The sequence below is a fragment of the Aeromonas sp. S8(2024) genome (genome assembly GCF_041403085.1).
Lineage (GTDB): Bacteria > Pseudomonadota > Gammaproteobacteria > Enterobacterales > Aeromonadaceae > Aeromonas > Aeromonas dhakensis.
Genome location: NZ_JBGLRF010000002.1, coordinates 357,550 through 374,236, shown reverse-complemented (window position 1 = coordinate 374,236; position 16,687 = coordinate 357,550). Strand labels below are relative to the sequence as shown.

Genomic DNA, 16,687 nt, shown 5'->3' with positions numbered 1-16,687 from the left:
TTGTGGTATAAAGGGGAGCCTGGCTCCCCTTTTGCTTGTCCGCCATTTGCCGAGAACCCGATGTCCGTCACAACTACCCGCCTCGATCCCGCCCTGCACGAGCAGCTGCTCACCCGCGTCGACGCCTGTTTTGTGCAGGCCGAAGCACGCCTTGGCCGCCCCTTTCCCCGCCCGCAGGTGCACTGCAACATGCGCGGTCGGGCGGCGGGTTCGGCGCGGCTGCAGACCTGGGAGCTGCGCTTCAACCCGGCCCTCTATCAGGCCAACCAGCAGGCGTTTCTGGCCGAAGTGGTGCCCCACGAGGTGGCCCACCTGCTGGTTTATGCCCTGTGGGGCGAAGGGCGCGGCAAATCGCGGGTGCTGCCCCACGGCCGCCAGTGGCAATCGGTGATGCGGGAGCTGTTCGGCCTTGAGCCCAGAACCACCCACAGCTTCGATCTGGCGGTACTGGCGCAGCCAACCATCCCCTATCGCTGCCTCTGCCAGCAGCATCAGCTGTCGGTGCGCCGCCACAACAAGGTGGTACGCGGCGAGGCCCGCTACCACTGCCGTCGCTGTCGGCAGCCGCTGGAACAGCTCGTAACCTCGCAGTAAGCCAGCCGGTGTCGCGCCCTTGTGGTAGGGTGCCCGCCATCGTTCGTCAATCATCCCGTTTGCAAGGAATCCCATGCGTCTCATCTCTTCCCTCGCCCTGGCCCTGCTGGCCGGTTTGCCGCTGCTCAGCGCGCCCCTGCATGCCCAGACCTTTCGCGAAGCCAAGCAGGATCTGGTCAAGCTCTACCAGAGCCAGCCCGCTGTCACCACCATCTACTGCGGCTGCAACATCGACTATCAGGGCAAGAAAATGAGCCCGGATCTGGCCAGCTGCGGCTATGAGCCGCGCAAGCAGCCCAAGCGTGCCGCCCGCATCGAGTGGGAACACGTGGTGCCGGCCTGGGAGTTCGGCCACCAGCTCAAGTGTTGGCAGCAGGGGGGCCGCAAGAACTGCGGCAAGAGCGACGAGTTCAACCAGATGGAGGGGGATATGCACAACCTCTTCCCCGCCGTTGGCGAGGTGAACGGCGATCGGGCCAACTTCCGCTTCTCCGACTGGAACGGCACCCCGGATCAGTACGGTCAGTGCCAGATGCTGGTGGACTTCAAAAATCGCCAAGTGCAGCCGCCCAAGGGGCCGGTACGCGGCCAGATCGCCCGTGCCTACCTCTACATGAGCCAGCAGTATGGGCTGCGTCTGGCGGCGCAACAGCGTAAACTGTTCGAAGCCTGGGACAGGCAGTACCCGGCCGACGGCTGGGAGTGCGAGCGCAACCGCCGCATCGGCAAGCTGCAGGGCAATACCAACCCCTTTATTGAAAAGCAGTGCCAATAACCCCATCTATGGACACAGGGATTTAAACCCCCTCTTCTTGAACCAGAGACTGACACTGAGCCATGCGCATTCCACGTATCTATGAACCGGCCGCCCTGCAGGTGGGCCAGACCCTCGCCCTGTCGGAAGACGGCGCCAACCACATCGGCCGGGTACTGCGCATGCAGCCGGGTCAGCAGCTCGAGCTGTTCAACGGCGACGGCAACCAGTACCCCGCCACCATCGCCAATGTGGGCAAGAAGTCGGTGGAGGTGACCATCGACAGCTGCGAGCAGCGCTCGGTAGAGTCACCGCTGGCCATCCACCTGGGTCAGGTGATCAGTCGCGGCGACAAGATGGACTTCACCATCCAGAAATCGGTGGAGCTCGGCGTCACCTGCATCACCCCGCTCTTCTCCGAGCGCTGCGGCGTCAAGCTGCCGGCCGATCGGCTGGAGAAAAAACGCGAACAGTGGCAGAAGGTGGTGATCAGCGCCTGCGAGCAGTGTGGCCGCAATACCGTGCCCGAGGTGCGCATGCCGATGGAGCTGGACGCCTGGCTGGCGGAAGAGACCCAGGAGCTCAAGCTCAACCTGCACCCGCGCGCCCCGTACAGCATCAACACCCTGCCAATCCCTGAGCACGGCGTGCGGCTGCTGATCGGCCCGGAAGGGGGCTTGTCGAGCGACGAGATCGCCCGTACCGTGCAGGAAGATTTCAAAGAGATGCTGCTGGGGCCGCGGGTGCTGCGCACCGAAACCGCAGCCCTCACCGCGATTACTGCGCTGCAGTGCCGCTTCGGCGATCTGGCCTAACTCCCGGAGCCTGCCAAGGCGGGCTCCTCTACAGAAGGAACAGCGGATGACCATTAAACTCGGCATCGTGATGGACCCCATCTCGGCCATCAACATCAAGAAGGACTCCAGCTTCGCCATGCTCGAAGAGGCGCAAAAGCGCGGCTACGAGCTCTTCTATCTGGAGATGAAGGATCTCTACATGGAGGCCGGTCGCGCCTTCGGCACCATGCGTCCGCTCACCGTCAAATATGACTATGCCGACTGGTATAGCCTCGGCGAGGTGGTGGATCAGCCGCTCTCCAGCCTGGACGTGATCCTGATGCGCAAGGATCCCCCCTTCGACACCGAATTTATCTACGCCACCTACATGCTGGAGCGGGCCGAGGATGAGGGCTGCCTCATCGTCAACAAGCCCCAGAGCCTGCGCGACGCCAACGAGAAGCTCTACACCGCCTGGTTTGCCGAACACACCCCGACCACGCTGGTGACCCGCCGCGCCGACAAGCTGCGCGCCTTCCACGCCCAGCACAAGGACGTGATCCTCAAGCCGCTGGACGGCATGGGCGGCGCCTCCATCTTCCGCATGAAGGAGGATGACGCCAACGTCGGCGTCATCATCGAGACCCTCACCGCTCACGGCAGCCAATACTGCATGGCGCAGACCTATCTGCCCGCCATCAAGGATGGCGACAAGCGGGTGCTGGTGGTGGACGGTGAGCCGGTACCTTACTGCCTGGCCCGCATCCCGGCCCAAGGGGAAACCCGTGGCAACCTGGCGGCCGGCGGCCGTGGCGAGGCGCGTCCCCTGAGCGAGGCGGACTGGGCCATCGCCCGCGCGGTGGGCCCGACGTTGAAAGAGAAGGGGCTCATCTTCGTCGGCCTCGACATCATCGGCGATCGGCTGACCGAGATTAACGTCACCAGCCCCACCTGCATCCGCGAGATTGAAGCGGCCTTCGACGTGCACATCACCGGCATGTTGATGGATGCCATCGAGCGCCGGCTGGCCAAGGCTTAAGCCGTCCCAGCCCAGCAGTGACGACAGACTATAAACAAAAGAGGCGGCCCCTGGGCCGCCTCTTTTCTATCCATCTATCAATCCATCTATCCAGCGTCAGTCCCCTCAGCAGCGGAATTGCCCCACCTTCTCCTTGAGATCCCCCGACAACTGCTCCAGCTCGTGACAGTTCTGGTTGAGCTGGGTGGCCGCCCCGGTCGATTCGGTCGCGATATGGGCGATGTTGACCACGTTGCGGGTGATCTCCTCGGCCACCTTGCTCTGCTCCTCCGCCGCCGTGGCAATCTGGGTATTCATCTCGTTGATCACGTTGACCGAGCTGACTATCTCGCCGAGCGCCTGACCACAGGCCAGCACGGTACGGTTGGACTCTTCCACCTGCTCCAGCCCCTGCTCCATGCTGCTGGCCGCCTGATTGGCCCCCTGCTGCAACTTGACGATGGTCTTGCCGATCTCTTCGGTGGAGCGCTGGGTACGCTGGGCCAGGGTGCGCACCTCGTCGGCCACCACCGCAAAGCCGCGCCCCTGATCCCCTGCCCGCGCCGCCTCGATGGCGGCGTTGAGGGCCAGCAGGTTGGTCTGCTCGGCGATACCGCGAATGGCGTCCATCACGCTGCCGATGTCCCGGCTGTCATCTGCCAGCTGGGTGATCATGGCCGCCGTGTTCTGGATCTGGGAGGAGAGGTGTGACATGCGCGCAATGGCATCCTCCACGATCTGGTGGCCGTGCCGTGCGCTGTCGTCGGCATGACGGGCCGCATCGGCCGCCTGGTTGGAGCTGTTGGCCACCTCGGCTACCGTGCTGCTCATCTGGTTCATGGCGGTCGCGGTCTGATCCGTCTCCGCCTGCTGCTGGGCAAACCGCTGGCGGCTCTCGACCCCGATATGGGCCAGCTGGGCCGAGGCCCTGGCAAGCTGCTCGGCAGTCTCGTTGATCTGGGCGATGAGGCCACGGAAATGGCGGATCACCTCGTTGAGGGAGTGCGCCAGACTGCCCATCTCATCCTTGCGCAGCACGGGAGCCAGCCGGCTCAAGTCGAGATCCGTCTGCATGCCGCGCAGGATCTGCCCCATGGCCGCCAGCGGCTGGCTGACGCTGCGCCCGGCCCAAACCCCGATAAACAGCACACAGCCCCCCACCACCACAAACAGCGCGACAAACAGCTGGGTCAGCTGCTGCCTGAGCTGGTTGAGCTCGGCCACGTTCTCTTCCGCCTCTTTTAGCTGGAACGCCACCTGATCGCTCACCGCATCGCTGACCGGGTCGATCACCTGATAGAGCGGCATGATGGCGGCGGCAAGCGCCGCGTTGTGTGCGCCCGGCGAGCCCTCCAGCAGCCCCATCACCTTTTCTATCTCCCGGTTGGCGGCGGCAAACAGCGCCTCCACCTTGTCCGCCCGCCTGCGCTCCTCGTCACTCATGTCGTGGCTGCGATACTGGCGCCAGATGGTGGCGATCTCCTGCTGGGCGGCGCTCATATCGGCCTTGGAGCGGGCCGGTTCGAAGCCCCCGACGTTGGCCTTGTTGGCGGCATCGATCACCTTGACCGCATAGAGATCGGCGATCTGCTTGAGCTCCTTGAGCTGGACCACCTCCCCCTGATACATGGCGTTGATGCCGGTCATCAGCCGGGACATCGCCTGGGTTGCTCCTATGACCAGCAGCAACAGCGCCAGCAGGGGAACCACACAGCCCAGGATCAACTTCTGCCTGATTGAAATACCTTCCATGGCTTTCTCTCCACTGAAACAGATTGACTGGTCTGAGCCGGCCGCCCAAAAAGCGGTTTTGCCAGACGAAGCGAGCTGCCATAATTGACTGCAAATACCTTTGCAATATTTGGCCCATATGCAAACACTGCAAAATCACTTCCTGCTCGCCATGCCGAGCCTCACCGACCCCTATTTCGAGCGCTCGCTGGTCTATCTGTGCGAGCACAACGAAGAGGGCGCTATGGGGCTGGTGGTCAATATTCCGGTGGACATGTCGCTGGAGACCATGCTGGATCAGCTCAAGCTGGCACCGCCCGCCAACCCGGAACTCAAGCAGCCGGTGCTGCAGGGGGGGCCGGTTCACGCCGATCGCGGCTTCGTGCTGCACAGCTTCCGCCCCGGTTTCAACTCCACCCTGCAGGTGGGGGACGAGCTGATGGTCACCACCTCCAAGGACATACTGGAGACCCTGGGTACCGAGGAGGCACCGGCGCACTGGCTGGTGGCGCTCGGTTACGCCGGCTGGAGCGCGGGGCAACTGGAACAGGAGCTGGTGGACGGCGCCTGGCTGGTGATCCCCCCCAATCCGGATCTGGTGTTCAAGACCCCCATCCACCAGCGCTGGCAACGCGCCGCCGCCAGCATCGGGGTCAATCCCGTTCACCTGTCCAGCGACATCGGCCACGGCTGATGCAATCTGCTGTGCAATTTGCGACGCATTCTGAGGAAATTACCCAATGTCATCACGCAGTATCATGGGCTTTGACTACGGCACCAAGAGCATAGGGGTCGCCATCGGTCAGGAGCTCACCGGCACGGCCCGCCCGCTGCGCGCCCTCAAGGCCAACGACGGCATCCCCAACTGGGACGAAATAGACAAGCTGCTCAAGGAGTGGCAACCGGACCTGCTGGTGGTGGGTCTGCCGCTCAACATGGACGGCACCGAGCAGGAGATCACGGTGCGCGCCCGCAAGTTCGGCAACCGCCTGCACGGCCGCTTCGGCAAGCAGGTGGAGTTCAAGGACGAGCGGCTCACCACTACCGATGCCCGCGCCCGCCTGTTCGAACAGGGTGGCTATAGGGCGCTGGAGAAGGGGAGCGTGGATGGCGTCTCCGCCCAGCTCATCCTGGAAGCCTGGATGGAAGAGCAATACGACTGATCTGCCGGGGTGAGGCGCTCGTGCGCCTCACCCCTTCTGCCCCTCTCAGGCCTTGGCCTGCGACAGTTCCTCCTCCTCGCCATGGCGCTCACCGGCCTGCATCATGCGGTTGAGCCAGGGCACCATCAGCCCCATCACCCCCGCCACCAGCAGGGTCACCAGACCAATCTTGCCAAACACGTCCGTGTAGATGGGCAGGGTCTGCAGCGGATCCGTCACCCCTTGCGGCACCGCGGTAAAGGTCGCCACATAGCCCCCGAGCAGGGAGGCCATCGCCTGGGTCAGGAACCACATACCAAGGATGAAGCCCATCAGCCGCTGCGGCACCAGCGCCGCCACCATGGCCAGCCCCAGGGCGCTGATCATCAGCTCCCCCAGACTCTGGAACAGATAGATGAGCACCATGAACCAGGGTGAGGTGAGCCCCTGCGCATCGGCAAACCAGATGCCGGACGCCGCCGCGGTGAGAAAACCGAGGGAGCAGAACAGCATGCCCAGGGTGAACTTGAGCGGCATGGTGAGATCCCGCCCCTGGCTGCCCAGCCGTGTATAGATCATCGCCAGCACCGGGCTGCCCAACACCACCCAGAAGGGGTTGAGCGCCTGGAAGCTGACCGGGTTGACGGTCACCCCCAGCATTTCATGGTGCATGTTGTTGATGGCAAAGAAGTTGAGCGAGGTCGGCATCTGGGCATAGAGCACGTAGAACACCACCGCCTCCAGCATCAGCACGAAGGCCACGTACATCTTGTTGCGCCCGACGCTGTCGAGCTTGAACGCCTCGCGAAAGAAGAAGACCACCACGGCCAGGGTCACCGTCATCAGCACCATGTTGGCGATCACCACGTGGTGCATCAGCCAGGCGCAGAAGAAGACCAGAGCGACCGAGCCCAGCAGCACCAGCAGCAGCTTGCCGTAGTCGAGCGGCAGGTGGTCGGGGGCCGAGCCTATCCCCTTGACCATGCGGCGGCAGGCGAAGAAGGTGAGCAGGGCGATCACCAGGCCGACCCCGCACAGGTTGTAGGTCACTGTGTAGCCGTAGTGATCGGCCACCACGGGAGCCAGCGACAGGGAGATGAGCGAGCCGACGTTGATCGACATGTAGAACAGGGTGAAGGCGCCATCCAGTCGGGGATCACCGGGCTCGTAGCACTTGGCGAGCAGGCTGGCGGGGTTGGCCTTGAACAGGCAGTTGCCGACGGCGATGGTGCCCAGTGCATAGAAGATGAGGTCGGGGTTGTAGATGGACATGCCGGTCATGAAGTAGCCGATGACCAGTACAATGGCCCCCAGCACCATGGTGCGCTTGGTCCCCAGAATATGGTCACCCACGTAACCGCCCACCGAGATGAGGCCGTACACCAGCGCCGAGAAGGCACCGAAGGTGATGAAGGACTGCTCCTGGGAAAAGCCCAACTGCTGGACGAAGAACACCGCCAGCAGGCCCTGTACGCCGTAATAGCCGAAACGCTCCCAGAGCTCGACGAAGAAGATCATGAAAAAGGGTTTGGGTTGTTGCAACAACCCGGTCGGGGTGGATGGACGCATGCTAACCTACCTGTCTGTATGTATTTTCTTATTCATGTGAGCGGCCCCGCAGCCGGGTTGGCCAGGGGTCGCAAGCTTGCTGCCGCGATGCAGACGAAAGGGGGAACAGGCCGGCTGGCCCGGATGGGGTGATGTTGAGGGGGCGATGGTTTTCGCCATGCCATGAACCTCCCTGCTCGGGTCATCGACCCCTTGCTGGCGGCAGACCGAATATCGGCGGGCAACCAAAAATGGGGGATCGAACGGGCCTTCCTCTCCTGCCGCGACTCGCTTCCAGTCAAGATGGCCCGGCATTCACCGCATAACGTTAAAACATCGAGCAATCATCACTATTTATGATAATTAACTATATTTGAAGCAAATAAGCCGTAGATCACACTTGTAACTACACTATCAGTGAAGTTTTCCAATATGGCAGGATTAGTTTTGTTAATCTCAAACGGGTCTTTGTTTTGCTGCTGCTCCCAGACCAGATGACAACGCCGGGCAAAGCCCGGCGTTTTTTCAGAACAGGTGGGTCGCGGCAAATGGCGCCGTGACCCGCGGCCAGTGCCGACTCAGGGAGCCAGCTTGCTCAGGATGGCGTGGGCCGCCTTTACCCTCTCCTGGATGGGATAACTGCGGTTGGCCAGCATGACGATGCCCACCCCCTTGGCCGGCACGAAGGCCACATAGGCACCAAAGCCGCTGGTCGAGCCGGTCTTGTTGTAGAGCCGCGCCTCACCAAATGTAACCGGCGCCTTGAATCCTTTGACAGGATTGCCCTTGAAACTCACCTCGCGGGAGTTCCCAACCTGCAGCGTCTGCTCACTGACTGGATAGGGGTAGCTCTCCCAGCCCAGCCCCTGGGTCATCCCGCCTACCGAGTAGTGCCCCTGGTGGGTCAAGGCGATGGCCTGCTGCAACCCCTTGTCATCCACCCCGTTGACGTTAGCCTTCACGAAGGCGAGCAGATCCGCCGAGCTGGTCTTGATGCCGTAGGCCTCATCGGCCAGCATGCCGGGATTGACCCTGATGGGCTTGTCCTCTTTCGAATAACCATAGGCGTAGTTCGCCATCGCCTGCTTCGGCACATTGATATAGGAGTGATGCATCCCCAGTCCGGGCAGCAGGGTCTGCTCCATCAACTGGGCAAACGGCTGCTGCAGACTGCTCGCCGCCAGATAGCCGAACAGGCCGATACTGGGGTTGGAGTACTGACGATGGCTGCCCGGCTGATAGGCCGGCGTCCATTGGCGATAGTAAGCCTGCATCTGCTCGAGCGACTCCACCTCGTCGGGGAATTGCAGCGGCAGGCCCCCGGCACTGTAAGTGGCAAGCTCGGCCATGGTGATGCCATCAAAGGCGGAGTCCTTGAGCCAGGGGGCGTGCCGGCTTGCCTTGTCATCGAGTTTCATCGCCCCCTTGATCACGGCGTAGGCCCCCAGGGTTGCGGTCAGAGGTTTGCTGACCGAACCGACCTCGAACAGGGTCTGCTCGCTGACCTTCTTCCCCGTCGCCAGCTCGGCAACCCCGTAGTTGAAGTAGTGAGCCTTGCCATCCTTGAGCACTGCCACCGCCATGCCCGGGATCCGTTGCTCTTTGAGCAACGGTTGGATGCTGGCATCTACCACGGAGCGCAGGGGCTCGGCCGGTGAAATGGCTTCGGCATGGGCCAGACCGGTCCACATCAGAGTGGCCACGGCCCCCCACAGGATGGTTTTTCGTTGTTTCATAGAACCCTCTCCTAAATCTATATGTAGGTTTGCTGACTCAATAACTAGCAGTGGTGAGAGCATATCTTCGAATCATGTGTGGAATATGAGGTTCTGTGAAGCCGATGTGAAGTTGCCAACCAAACCATCCAGATTCAATGAGTTATCCATGACTTGTCCCCCTTGTCATGCCGCTGGCGTATAAGCTGTAGGGGCAACGACACCGAGGGGAGGCACCCGTGCAGACACAACCACAGATAACCCGGCTGCTGACGGCGCTGGAGCAGGTGATCCTGGGCAAGCCGCTGCAGCTCAAGATTGCCCTGGTGACCCTGCTGGCCCGCGGCCACCTGCTGATCGAGGATCTGCCCGGCATGGGCAAGACCACCCTGGCCCACGCCCTGGCGCAGGTGCTGGGGCTCGACTGCCGGCGGGTGCAGTTCACCGCCGACCTGCTGCCGGCCGACCTGCTGGGGCTGCAGATCTTTGACCCCCAGCAGCAGCAGTTTCGCTTTCATCCCGGCCCCGTCTTTGCCCAGGTGTTGCTGGCGGACGAGATCAACCGCGCCAGCCCCAAGGTGCAGAGCGCCCTGCTGGAGGCCATGGCCGAGGGCAAGGTGAGCATCGAGGGGCAGAGCCACCCGCTCCCCTCCCCCTTCTTCGTCATCGCTACCCAGAACCCGGCGGATCAATCGGGCACCTACCCCTTGCCGGAATCCCAGCTCGATCGCTTCGCGGTGCGCCTCTCTCTGGGCTTTCCGACCCCGGAGGCGGAGCGGCGGCTGCTGCGTGGGGCCAGCCAGAGCGCCCCCCTCGAACGCCAGCTCGATGCCGCAGATCTTGCCGCCCTGCAGGCCGAGGCGGCGCAGATCCACCTCGCCGATGCCACCCTCGACTACCTGCTGGCACTGGTGCAGCAGAGCCGCTTCGACGCCGAGCTGCCGCAGCCGCTCTCGCCCCGCGCCGCCCAGACCCTGCTGGCGGTGAGCCGGGCCTGGGCGCTGGTGGCGGGCCGCCGCTTCGTCAGCGTGGAGGATGTGCAGGCGGTCTTCCCCTACGTGGCCGAGCACAGGCTCAGGGGCAGCTTCGGGGTGCAGCGCGGTGAAGCCTGCCCGCTCAGCCAGCGCCTGCTGGCCCGGGTCGATCCGGATCGCCCCTGATGAACTGGCGCCAGCGCAGAGCCAGGTGGCAGCAAGGCTGGCTGGCCAGGCGCATCCCGCCGGCGCGCCAGCTCACCCTGCAGGGGCGCTGCCTGTTCATTCTGCCTACCCGGCTCGGCCTCTGCTATCTGCTGGTGATGCTGGCCATCTATCTGCTCGGCACCAACTACCAGAACAACCTGGTATTGCTGCTGGCCTACGGCCTCGGCAGCCTGTTCATGGTCACCATGTGGCTCACCCACCGCAACCTGCTGGGGCTGGCCCTGCTGGGGGGGCCTGCCGTGCTGGGAGAGGTGGGCAGCCCCTTGCCCATACGCATCACGGTGCGCAGCGAACGGCCGCTGCAGGCACTGCAGTTTTCCCTCAATGAAGGGCGGCTCTGGTTGGCGCAGGTGGATGCGGTGCCCCACCCCCTGCTCCTGCCGGTGCTGGGTACCCGGCGCGGGCGCCTGCCGCTGGAGAGGCTGCGGGTGGAGAGCCACTACCCCCTCGGCCTGTTTCGCTGCTGGTCGCTGCTGGATTTGCAACTGGAGGGCTGGCTCGCCCCGGCCCCGGCGTACGGCCCATTGCGCGGGGAGGCCGCGACCGACGCGGCGGGCAACCGGGGACAACCCACCCCGGCCTCGATGGGAGATTTCGACATGCTGCGGGCCCACCAGAGCGGGGAGCCGCTCAGCCGGGTCGCCTGGAAACAGCTCGCCCAGGGGCGCGGCCTGCTGGTGAAGCAGTTCTGCGAGCCGGGACAGGATGATACCCACCTCTCCCTCTCCCGGGTTGGCGGCCAGGATCTCGAAGCGAGGCTGGCGGTGCTCGCCTGGTGGTGTGGCGACTATGCCAAACGGGGCATTCCCTTCAGCCTGACCCTGGCGGGCCGAACGCTCGGGCCGGACAGCGGCCCCGCCTTTTTGCAGCGCTGCCAACTGGCACTGGCCCGCTTCGACGCCCGGGAGCCGATGCCGGAGACAGACCTCGATGCTGCTCGATAACCGGAGCCTGCTGCCGCTGCTCGCCCTACTGCAGTTGCTGCTGATCCCGGCCCTTTGGCCCCAGCTGCAGCTCTGGGTGATGGCCGTCTCGCTGCTTGCCCTGGGCGTGCGGGCCATGATGCTGTGGCGGGGCTGGCGCCCGCCGCCCGCCGCCGTGCTGGCACTGCTGGCCATACTGGGCGTGGCGCTGCTGGGCTGGCAGTGGCGCCAGCTCGGCACCCTGCCGGCCCTCATCAACCTGCTCTGGCTCGGTTACGGCCTCAAGCTCATCGAGGTACGGCGGGAGCGGGATGTGGAGCAGGTGCTGCTGCTCGCCTTCTTTCTGGTCGCGCTGGCGCTGGTGCAACGGCAAAGCATGGGCTGGGCCCTGGCGATGGCGGGGGCGCTCTGGTTGGCAGTCACCACCCTGCTGGCGGCGGTGCAGCCTCTCGGCCGACGGCTGTGGCTGCGCGCCGGCGTCACCCTGCTGCTGGCCGCGCCCCTGCTGCTCACCCTGTTCCTGCTGCTGCCAAGGCTACCGCCGCTCTGGCAGATGCCAAGCAGCAACCGCGCCCTCTCCGGCCTCTCGGAGGAGGTGGCCCCCGGCGACATCAGCGAGCTGGTCAACTCCTCCGAGCTGGCTTTTCGCATCAGCTTCGCCTCAGCGCCCCCCCTGCCGCAGGAGCGCTACTTCCCGCTGATGCGCCAGGAGCTGTTCGATGGCCGCCGCTGGTTGTTAAGCGATGAGGTGCGCCGCTGGCAACAGTCCCAATCCGTGCAGACGCAGCCGGCGGCCAACCCTGCTACGCCGCTGCCTGCCGGCGGCTATCAAGTGATCGCCGAGCCCCAGCGCCACCGCTGGACCCTGGCCCTGGCCAACCCCGAGGTGTTGAGCGGCCCGGTCACCTTGAGCCCCCTCGCCACCCTCTATCGCCAGGATAGGGGGGATGGCCGCGTCAGCTACCGGGTCAGCACGGCCGCCACGGCGCTGCCCGCCAGCCAGGCGGTCCGCCAGCTCAACCTGCAGTTGCCCGCCACCGGCAACCCCAAGGCACGGGCCCACGCCCTGCAACTCAAGGCCCGCCATCCGACGCCGGAGGCGCTCGCCGCCGCCCTGCTGGGCGAGTTTCGCCAAGGCAACTTCTACTACACCCTGCAGCCGCCACGGCTGGGACAGGACGGGGTGGATGATTTTCTGTTCGAGAGCCGGCGCGGTTTTTGCGGTCACTACGCCATGGCCACCGCCTTCGTGCTGCGGGCGGCCGGCATCCCCGCCCGGCTGGTGACCGGCTACCTTGGCGGCGAGTGGAATCCGAGGGGCAACTATCTGGAGGTACACCAGTTCGATGCCCACGCCTGGGTGGAGTATCTGGATGAGCAGAACCGTTGGCAGCAGCTCGATCCCACCGCCGCGGTGGCGCCCCAGCGCATCGAGGGGGGCGTGCCGGCGGCCCTGGCTGGCGAGTTCGCCGCCGCTGACCCGCTCTCTTTGCAGCGCTATCGCAACTGGGCCCTGCTCAACCAGCTGCGCTGGTGGGGGGCCAACCTCGATTATCAATGGACCCGCTGGGTACTCAACTATGATGCGGCCAGCCTGTGGCAACAGCTGGGACAACGCTGGCCGGCGCTCTCAGGCCATACCCACTGGCTTATTCTGACCGCCCTGTCGGGGGTGGCGACTCTGGTGGGCGGGCTGCTGCTCTGGCGTGGCCCGACCCCGGCGAGACTGCGGCTATGGCAGCCCCTGCGCCGGCGCGCCGCCCGCCACGGCTGGCAACCGCAGGCGGGGGAGAGCCTGGCCAGCTGGTGCGAGCGCCTCGCCGATCTCAGCCCCTTGCTGGCGCGGCCGCTGCGACAGGGGGCCTGGCTCTACCGGCGCTGGCGTTATGCCCCGCTGTCTCCCACGCAGCGCCAACGCACCCTGCACCAGTTGCGGCGCCGGCTGCACCAAATCTGCCGGCGCTGGGATGCCCACAGCTGACTGCGATGAAACGGCGCCCAAACAAAAGGGGAGCCCATGGCTCCCCTTGTTATCAGACAACGGCGACTGCGAGGCTTATGCCTGCTTGCTGTTTTGCGCCGGATTGTCCCAGATCCCCTCTTCCAGCTGGCTGCGGATCTCGGGGTACTTGTTGGCGTCGAAGGTGGGCAGCTTGCCCAGCTTGAGCTGGTCGTTGTAATCCTTGGCCAGCTTGATGGCTACCCCGGAGAGCAGCAGGATGGCCACCAGGTTGACGATGGCCATCAGTCCCATGGAGACATCCGCCATGGCCCACACGGTCGGCAGCTCGCCCACCGAGCCGAACATCACCATACCCAGCACGAACAGGCGGAACAGCATCAGGCCGCCCTTGTGGTTGTGCTCAAGGAACACCAGGTTGGTCTCGGCGTAGGAGTAGTTCGCCACGATGGAGGTGAAGGCGAAGAAGAAGATGGCCGCCGCGATGAAGATGTTGCCACCGCCACCGATCTGGGAAGAGAGCGCCCGCTGGGTCAGCTCAACACCTGTGATGCCTGAGCCAGGCTCAAACTGGCCGGACATCAGGATGATGGCGGCAGTACAGGTACAGATGACGATGGTGTCGAGGAACACCCCCAGCATCTGCACATAGCCCTGGGAGGCCGGGTGCGGCGGATAGGGGGTCGCAGTTGCGGCGGCGTTGGGGGCGGAGCCCATGCCCGCTTCGTTGGAGAAGAGGCCGCGCTTGATGCCGTTGATCATCGCCTGGGAGATAGCGTAACCCAGCGCACCCGAGCCTGCCTGCTCAAGACCGAGAGCGGACTTGATGATGAGGCTGAACACGCCCGGCAACTCGTGAATGTTGACCAGCACCACGAACAGTGCCATCAGGATGTAGGCCAGTGCCATGAAGGGCACCACCAGCTCGGCGAAGCGCGCGATGCCGCGGATGCCGCCGAAGATGATGAGGCCGGAGAGCACCACCAGTGCCAGACCACTGACCCAGTCGGGGATGCCGAAGGCCACGTTCATCGCCAGGCTGATGGAGTTGGCTTGCACCGCGTTGAACACCAGACCGAACGCCAGGATCAGGCAGAGCGAGAACAGCACCCCCATCCAGCGCATGCCGAGTCCCTTCTCCATGTAGTAGGCTGGGCCGCCACGGTAGTTGCCATCCTCATCCTTGACCTTGTAGAGCTGGGCCAGGGTGCTTTCGACGAAGGCGGTCGCCATGCCGATGAAGGCGATCAGCCACATCCAGAAGATGGCGCCCGGGCCACCCAGATAGATGGCCACCGCCACACCGGCCAGGTTGCCGGTGCCGACGCGGGCGGCAAGGCTGGTACAGAGGGCCTGGAAGGAGGAGATACCGGCCTTGTCTGATTTGCGGCTGTTGCGCAAAACGGAAAACATGTGGCCGAAGTGGCGGACCTGGATAAAACCCAGACGGAAGGTAAAGAAGATGCCGACGCCGATGAGCAGGTAGATGAGCACGGCTCCCCACATCAGGTCGTTAATCATTGCGATCAAGGTGTCCATATTTCTCTCGTTGTTATCACATCCATGGTCAGTCTGCGCTGACCCCTTGCTGTCGATTTCTGAATTTGCGGTTCACTAAAGGGGCGGAATCTAGCATAGCGAAGGAGTTCAGAATAGTGATCGGGATCACTACGGAAACAAAAAACGAGCGTTTTAGCGCAATAAAGCTTCATTTAACTCGCAAAATTTCAACAAAACTGAGAATCCAATCAATCGGCCAACAAATTAGACCCATAAGAAAACCTTTTGGCAATTATCTACATAGAGGTAGAAGCGGGAAAAAGGAGGCAAACCATTACGCAAGCGTTTACCCGTCGGGGATGCCAAAACGGCCCGGTTTCGCCAAACGTTTTACACGTAATAAAATTTCAAGTGGCTGACCACACAATTTATGTGATCGAGGGCACAAAACAGATAATCAACCAAAAAAGTTGTTTTTGACGAAGGATAATTTCAGCGACAAAAAAACAGATAAAAGTCGTTTTTTATCAAACACTTTTATCCACTCCTTCCCGCCTGCGCCAGGGAGTGGCTGATAAGCATACAGCCCCCCCTATTGCAGGATGCGCCACATCCGTATTAATTAGGCAGGCAATCACGATGGGGCCTGCCCATCGCGCTTTTCTGAGCCTGAGTCGCCGGGATTTTGTAATTTTATTTCAGAACTGTCGTCTCACGCCCGCCACCCCCGAGCCTGCGTCCTCACCAAGAGAGAGCGCCCTCATAAAGAGATGATATTTGCCATGGCCGATAAATTAACCCAGCTGAAAGCCCTGACCACAGTTGTCGCCGACACCGGCGATATCGAAGCCATCAAGCGCTACCAGCCCATCGATGCCACCACCAACCCCTCTCTGGTGTTGAAGGCATCCGAGATCCCCGAGTACGCTCCGCTGATCGAAGACGCCGTCACCTGGGCCAAGGCCCAGAGCCAGGACAAGGCACAGCAAATCATCGACGCGGGCGACAAGTTGGCGGTCAACATCGGTCTGGAAGTGCTGAAGATCGTCCCGGGCCGCATCTCCACCGAAGTAGACGCCCGTCTCTCCTTCGACACCGAGGCCAGCATCGCCAAGGCCCGCAAACTGATCCGTCTCTACAACGACGCCGGCATCAGCAACGATCGCATCCTGATCAAGCTGGCCTCCACCTGGGAGGGGATCCGTGCCGCCGAGGTACTGGAGAAAGAGGGTATCCAGTGCAACCTGACCCTGCTGTTCTCCTTCGCCCAGGCTCGTGCCTGTGCCGAAGCCGGCGCCTTCCTGATCTCCCCGTTCGTGGGCCGCATCCTCGACTGGTACAAGGCCAAGAACGGCCGTGACTACACCGCCAGCGAAGATCCGGGCGTGGTCTCCGTCACCTCCATCTACAACTACTACAAGCAGCACGACTACCCGACCGTGGTTATGGGTGCCAGCTTCCGCAACACCGGCGAGATCCTGGAACTGGCCGGCTGCGACCGTCTGACCATTGGCCCGGCCCTGCTGGAAGAGCTGAGCAAGGCGGAAGGTGCCGTGGTACGCAAACTGGACTACACCGGCGAGCGCAAGGCCAAACCGACCCCGATGACCGAGGCCGAATTCCGCTGGGAACTGAACCAGGACGCCATGGCTCACGAGAAACTGGGCGAAGGCATCCGCATGTTTGCCATCGACCAGGGCAAGCTGGAAACCATGCTGGCCAGCCGCCTCTGATCGCTGCGCCATCTGCCGACAAAAACCGGGTTCCCGCAAGGGCACCCGGTTTTTTTATGGGCGCAGGATCCGCTGTCATGGGTTCGTCACG

At 63.2% G+C, this 16,687-nt stretch carries 14 protein-coding genes; 10 read left to right on the top strand and 4 right to left on the bottom strand.

The window, feature by feature from the left end:
- Positions 1-60 precede the first annotated feature (60 nt).
- The 4 genes from ACB031_RS06355 (at position 61) to gshB (ending at position 3,163) form a co-directional block, all read left to right on the top strand.
- Entirely contained in the window at positions 61-594 is a 534-nt protein-coding gene (locus ACB031_RS06355) for a SprT family zinc-dependent metalloprotease (RefSeq protein WP_267996606.1), read from the top strand.
- Between the two features lie 73 nt (positions 595-667).
- Entirely contained in the window at positions 668-1,369 is a 702-nt protein-coding gene (locus tag ACB031_RS06350; protein ID WP_371139209.1) for an endonuclease, read from the top strand.
- A gap of 62 nt (positions 1,370-1,431) precedes the next feature.
- Complete coding sequence (gene rsmE / locus ACB031_RS06345; protein WP_017785228.1) at positions 1,432-2,163, top strand: 16S rRNA (uracil(1498)-N(3))-methyltransferase; 732 nt, start codon at positions 1,432-1,434, stop codon at positions 2,161-2,163.
- A 46-nt stretch (positions 2,164-2,209) separates the two neighbouring features.
- Positions 2,210-3,163 (top strand): glutathione synthase, encoded by a 954-nt coding sequence (gene gshB / locus ACB031_RS06340; RefSeq protein ID WP_005303321.1) that lies wholly within the window; start codon positions 2,210-2,212, stop codon positions 3,161-3,163.
- Positions 3,164-3,268: 105 nt separating this feature from the next.
- Here the strand turns inward: gshB and ACB031_RS06335 are convergent, their stop codons facing one another.
- Positions 3,269-4,894, bottom strand: a complete 1,626-nt coding sequence (locus ACB031_RS06335) for a methyl-accepting chemotaxis protein (RefSeq protein ID WP_267996604.1) — start codon at positions 4,892-4,894, stop codon at positions 3,269-3,271.
- A gap of 118 nt (positions 4,895-5,012) precedes the next feature.
- Here ACB031_RS06335 and ACB031_RS06330 point away from each other — a divergent pair, with 118 nt between their 5' ends.
- The gene (locus tag ACB031_RS06330) at positions 5,013-5,567 is read left to right on the top strand and encodes a YqgE/AlgH family protein (protein WP_005303325.1); all 555 of its coding nucleotides are present in this window, start codon (positions 5,013-5,015) and stop codon (positions 5,565-5,567) included.
- Between the two features lie 46 nt (positions 5,568-5,613).
- Entirely contained in the window at positions 5,614-6,036 is a 423-nt protein-coding gene (ruvX, locus tag ACB031_RS06325) for a Holliday junction resolvase RuvX (RefSeq protein WP_005303327.1), read from the top strand.
- A 45-nt stretch (positions 6,037-6,081) separates the two neighbouring features.
- Here the strand turns inward: ruvX and dtpB are convergent, their stop codons facing one another.
- Positions 6,082-7,584 (bottom strand): dipeptide/tripeptide permease DtpB, encoded by a 1,503-nt coding sequence (gene dtpB / locus ACB031_RS06320; RefSeq protein WP_005303329.1) that lies wholly within the window; start codon positions 7,582-7,584, stop codon positions 6,082-6,084.
- A gap of 557 nt (positions 7,585-8,141) precedes the next feature.
- Positions 8,142-9,299 (bottom strand): FOX/MOX family class C beta-lactamase, encoded by a 1,158-nt coding sequence (gene ampC / locus ACB031_RS06315; RefSeq protein ID WP_017778462.1) that lies wholly within the window; start codon positions 9,297-9,299, stop codon positions 8,142-8,144.
- A gap of 218 nt (positions 9,300-9,517) precedes the next feature.
- Here ampC and ACB031_RS06310 point away from each other — a divergent pair, with 218 nt between their 5' ends.
- From ACB031_RS06310 to ACB031_RS06300, 3 genes are read left to right on the top strand one after another with little or no spacing between them, the layout of a single operon-like run.
- A complete protein-coding gene (locus ACB031_RS06310; RefSeq protein WP_005298498.1) occupies positions 9,518-10,438 on the top strand; it encodes a MoxR family ATPase in 921 nt (306 codons plus the stop codon).
- Entirely contained in the window at positions 10,438-11,424 is a 987-nt protein-coding gene (locus ACB031_RS06305; protein ID WP_371139208.1) for a DUF58 domain-containing protein, read from the top strand. The genes ACB031_RS06310 and ACB031_RS06305 overlap by 1 nt, the downstream gene beginning before the upstream one ends.
- Entirely contained in the window at positions 11,411-13,384 is a 1,974-nt protein-coding gene (locus tag ACB031_RS06300) for a DUF3488 and DUF4129 domain-containing transglutaminase family protein (RefSeq protein WP_371139207.1), read from the top strand. Before ACB031_RS06305 ends, ACB031_RS06300 begins: the two co-directional genes overlap by 14 nt.
- A 75-nt stretch (positions 13,385-13,459) precedes the next feature.
- On the opposite strand, the gene ACB031_RS06295 is transcribed toward ACB031_RS06300, so the two are convergent.
- Positions 13,460-14,902 carry a sodium:alanine symporter family protein gene (locus ACB031_RS06295; RefSeq protein ID WP_005298492.1) on the bottom strand — a complete coding sequence of 481 codons (1,443 nt, stop codon included), beginning with the start codon at positions 14,900-14,902 and terminating at the stop codon, positions 13,460-13,462.
- Positions 14,903-15,645: 743 nt separating this feature from the next.
- Between ACB031_RS06295 and tal the strand changes: the two genes are divergently transcribed.
- Positions 15,646-16,596: a transaldolase gene (gene tal / locus ACB031_RS06290; RefSeq protein WP_026141265.1), complete on the top strand. Its 951-nt coding sequence runs from the start codon at positions 15,646-15,648 to the stop codon at positions 16,594-16,596.
- Positions 16,597-16,687 lie beyond the last annotated feature (91 nt).

Excerpts from the sequence above, each read along its gene's own strand:
- ACB031_RS06355 (WP_267996606.1), top strand. The coding sequence starts at position 61 with ATGTCCGTCACAACTACCCGCCTCGATCCCGCCCTGCACGAGCAGCTG.
- ACB031_RS06350 (WP_371139209.1), top strand. The coding sequence starts at position 668 with ATGCGTCTCATCTCTTCCCTCGCCCTGGCCCTGCTGGCCGGTTTGCCG.
- rsmE (WP_017785228.1), top strand. The coding sequence starts at position 1,432 with ATGCGCATTCCACGTATCTATGAACCGGCCGCCCTGCAGGTGGGCCAG.
- gshB (WP_005303321.1), top strand. The coding sequence starts at position 2,210 with ATGACCATTAAACTCGGCATCGTGATGGACCCCATCTCGGCCATCAAC.
- ACB031_RS06335 (WP_267996604.1), bottom strand. The coding sequence starts at position 4,894 with ATGGAAGGTATTTCAATCAGGCAGAAGTTGATCCTGGGCTGTGTGGTT.
- ACB031_RS06330 (WP_005303325.1), top strand. The coding sequence starts at position 5,013 with ATGCAAACACTGCAAAATCACTTCCTGCTCGCCATGCCGAGCCTCACC.
- ruvX (WP_005303327.1), top strand. The coding sequence starts at position 5,614 with ATGTCATCACGCAGTATCATGGGCTTTGACTACGGCACCAAGAGCATA.
- dtpB (WP_005303329.1), bottom strand. The coding sequence starts at position 7,584 with ATGCGTCCATCCACCCCGACCGGGTTGTTGCAACAACCCAAACCCTTT.
- ampC (WP_017778462.1), bottom strand. The coding sequence starts at position 9,299 with ATGAAACAACGAAAAACCATCCTGTGGGGGGCCGTGGCCACTCTGATG.
- ACB031_RS06305 (WP_371139208.1), top strand. The coding sequence starts at position 10,438 with ATGAACTGGCGCCAGCGCAGAGCCAGGTGGCAGCAAGGCTGGCTGGCC.
- ACB031_RS06300 (WP_371139207.1), top strand. The coding sequence starts at position 11,411 with ATGCTGCTCGATAACCGGAGCCTGCTGCCGCTGCTCGCCCTACTGCAG.
- ACB031_RS06295 (WP_005298492.1), bottom strand. The coding sequence starts at position 14,902 with ATGGACACCTTGATCGCAATGATTAACGACCTGATGTGGGGAGCCGTG.
- tal (WP_026141265.1), top strand. The coding sequence starts at position 15,646 with ATGGCCGATAAATTAACCCAGCTGAAAGCCCTGACCACAGTTGTCGCC.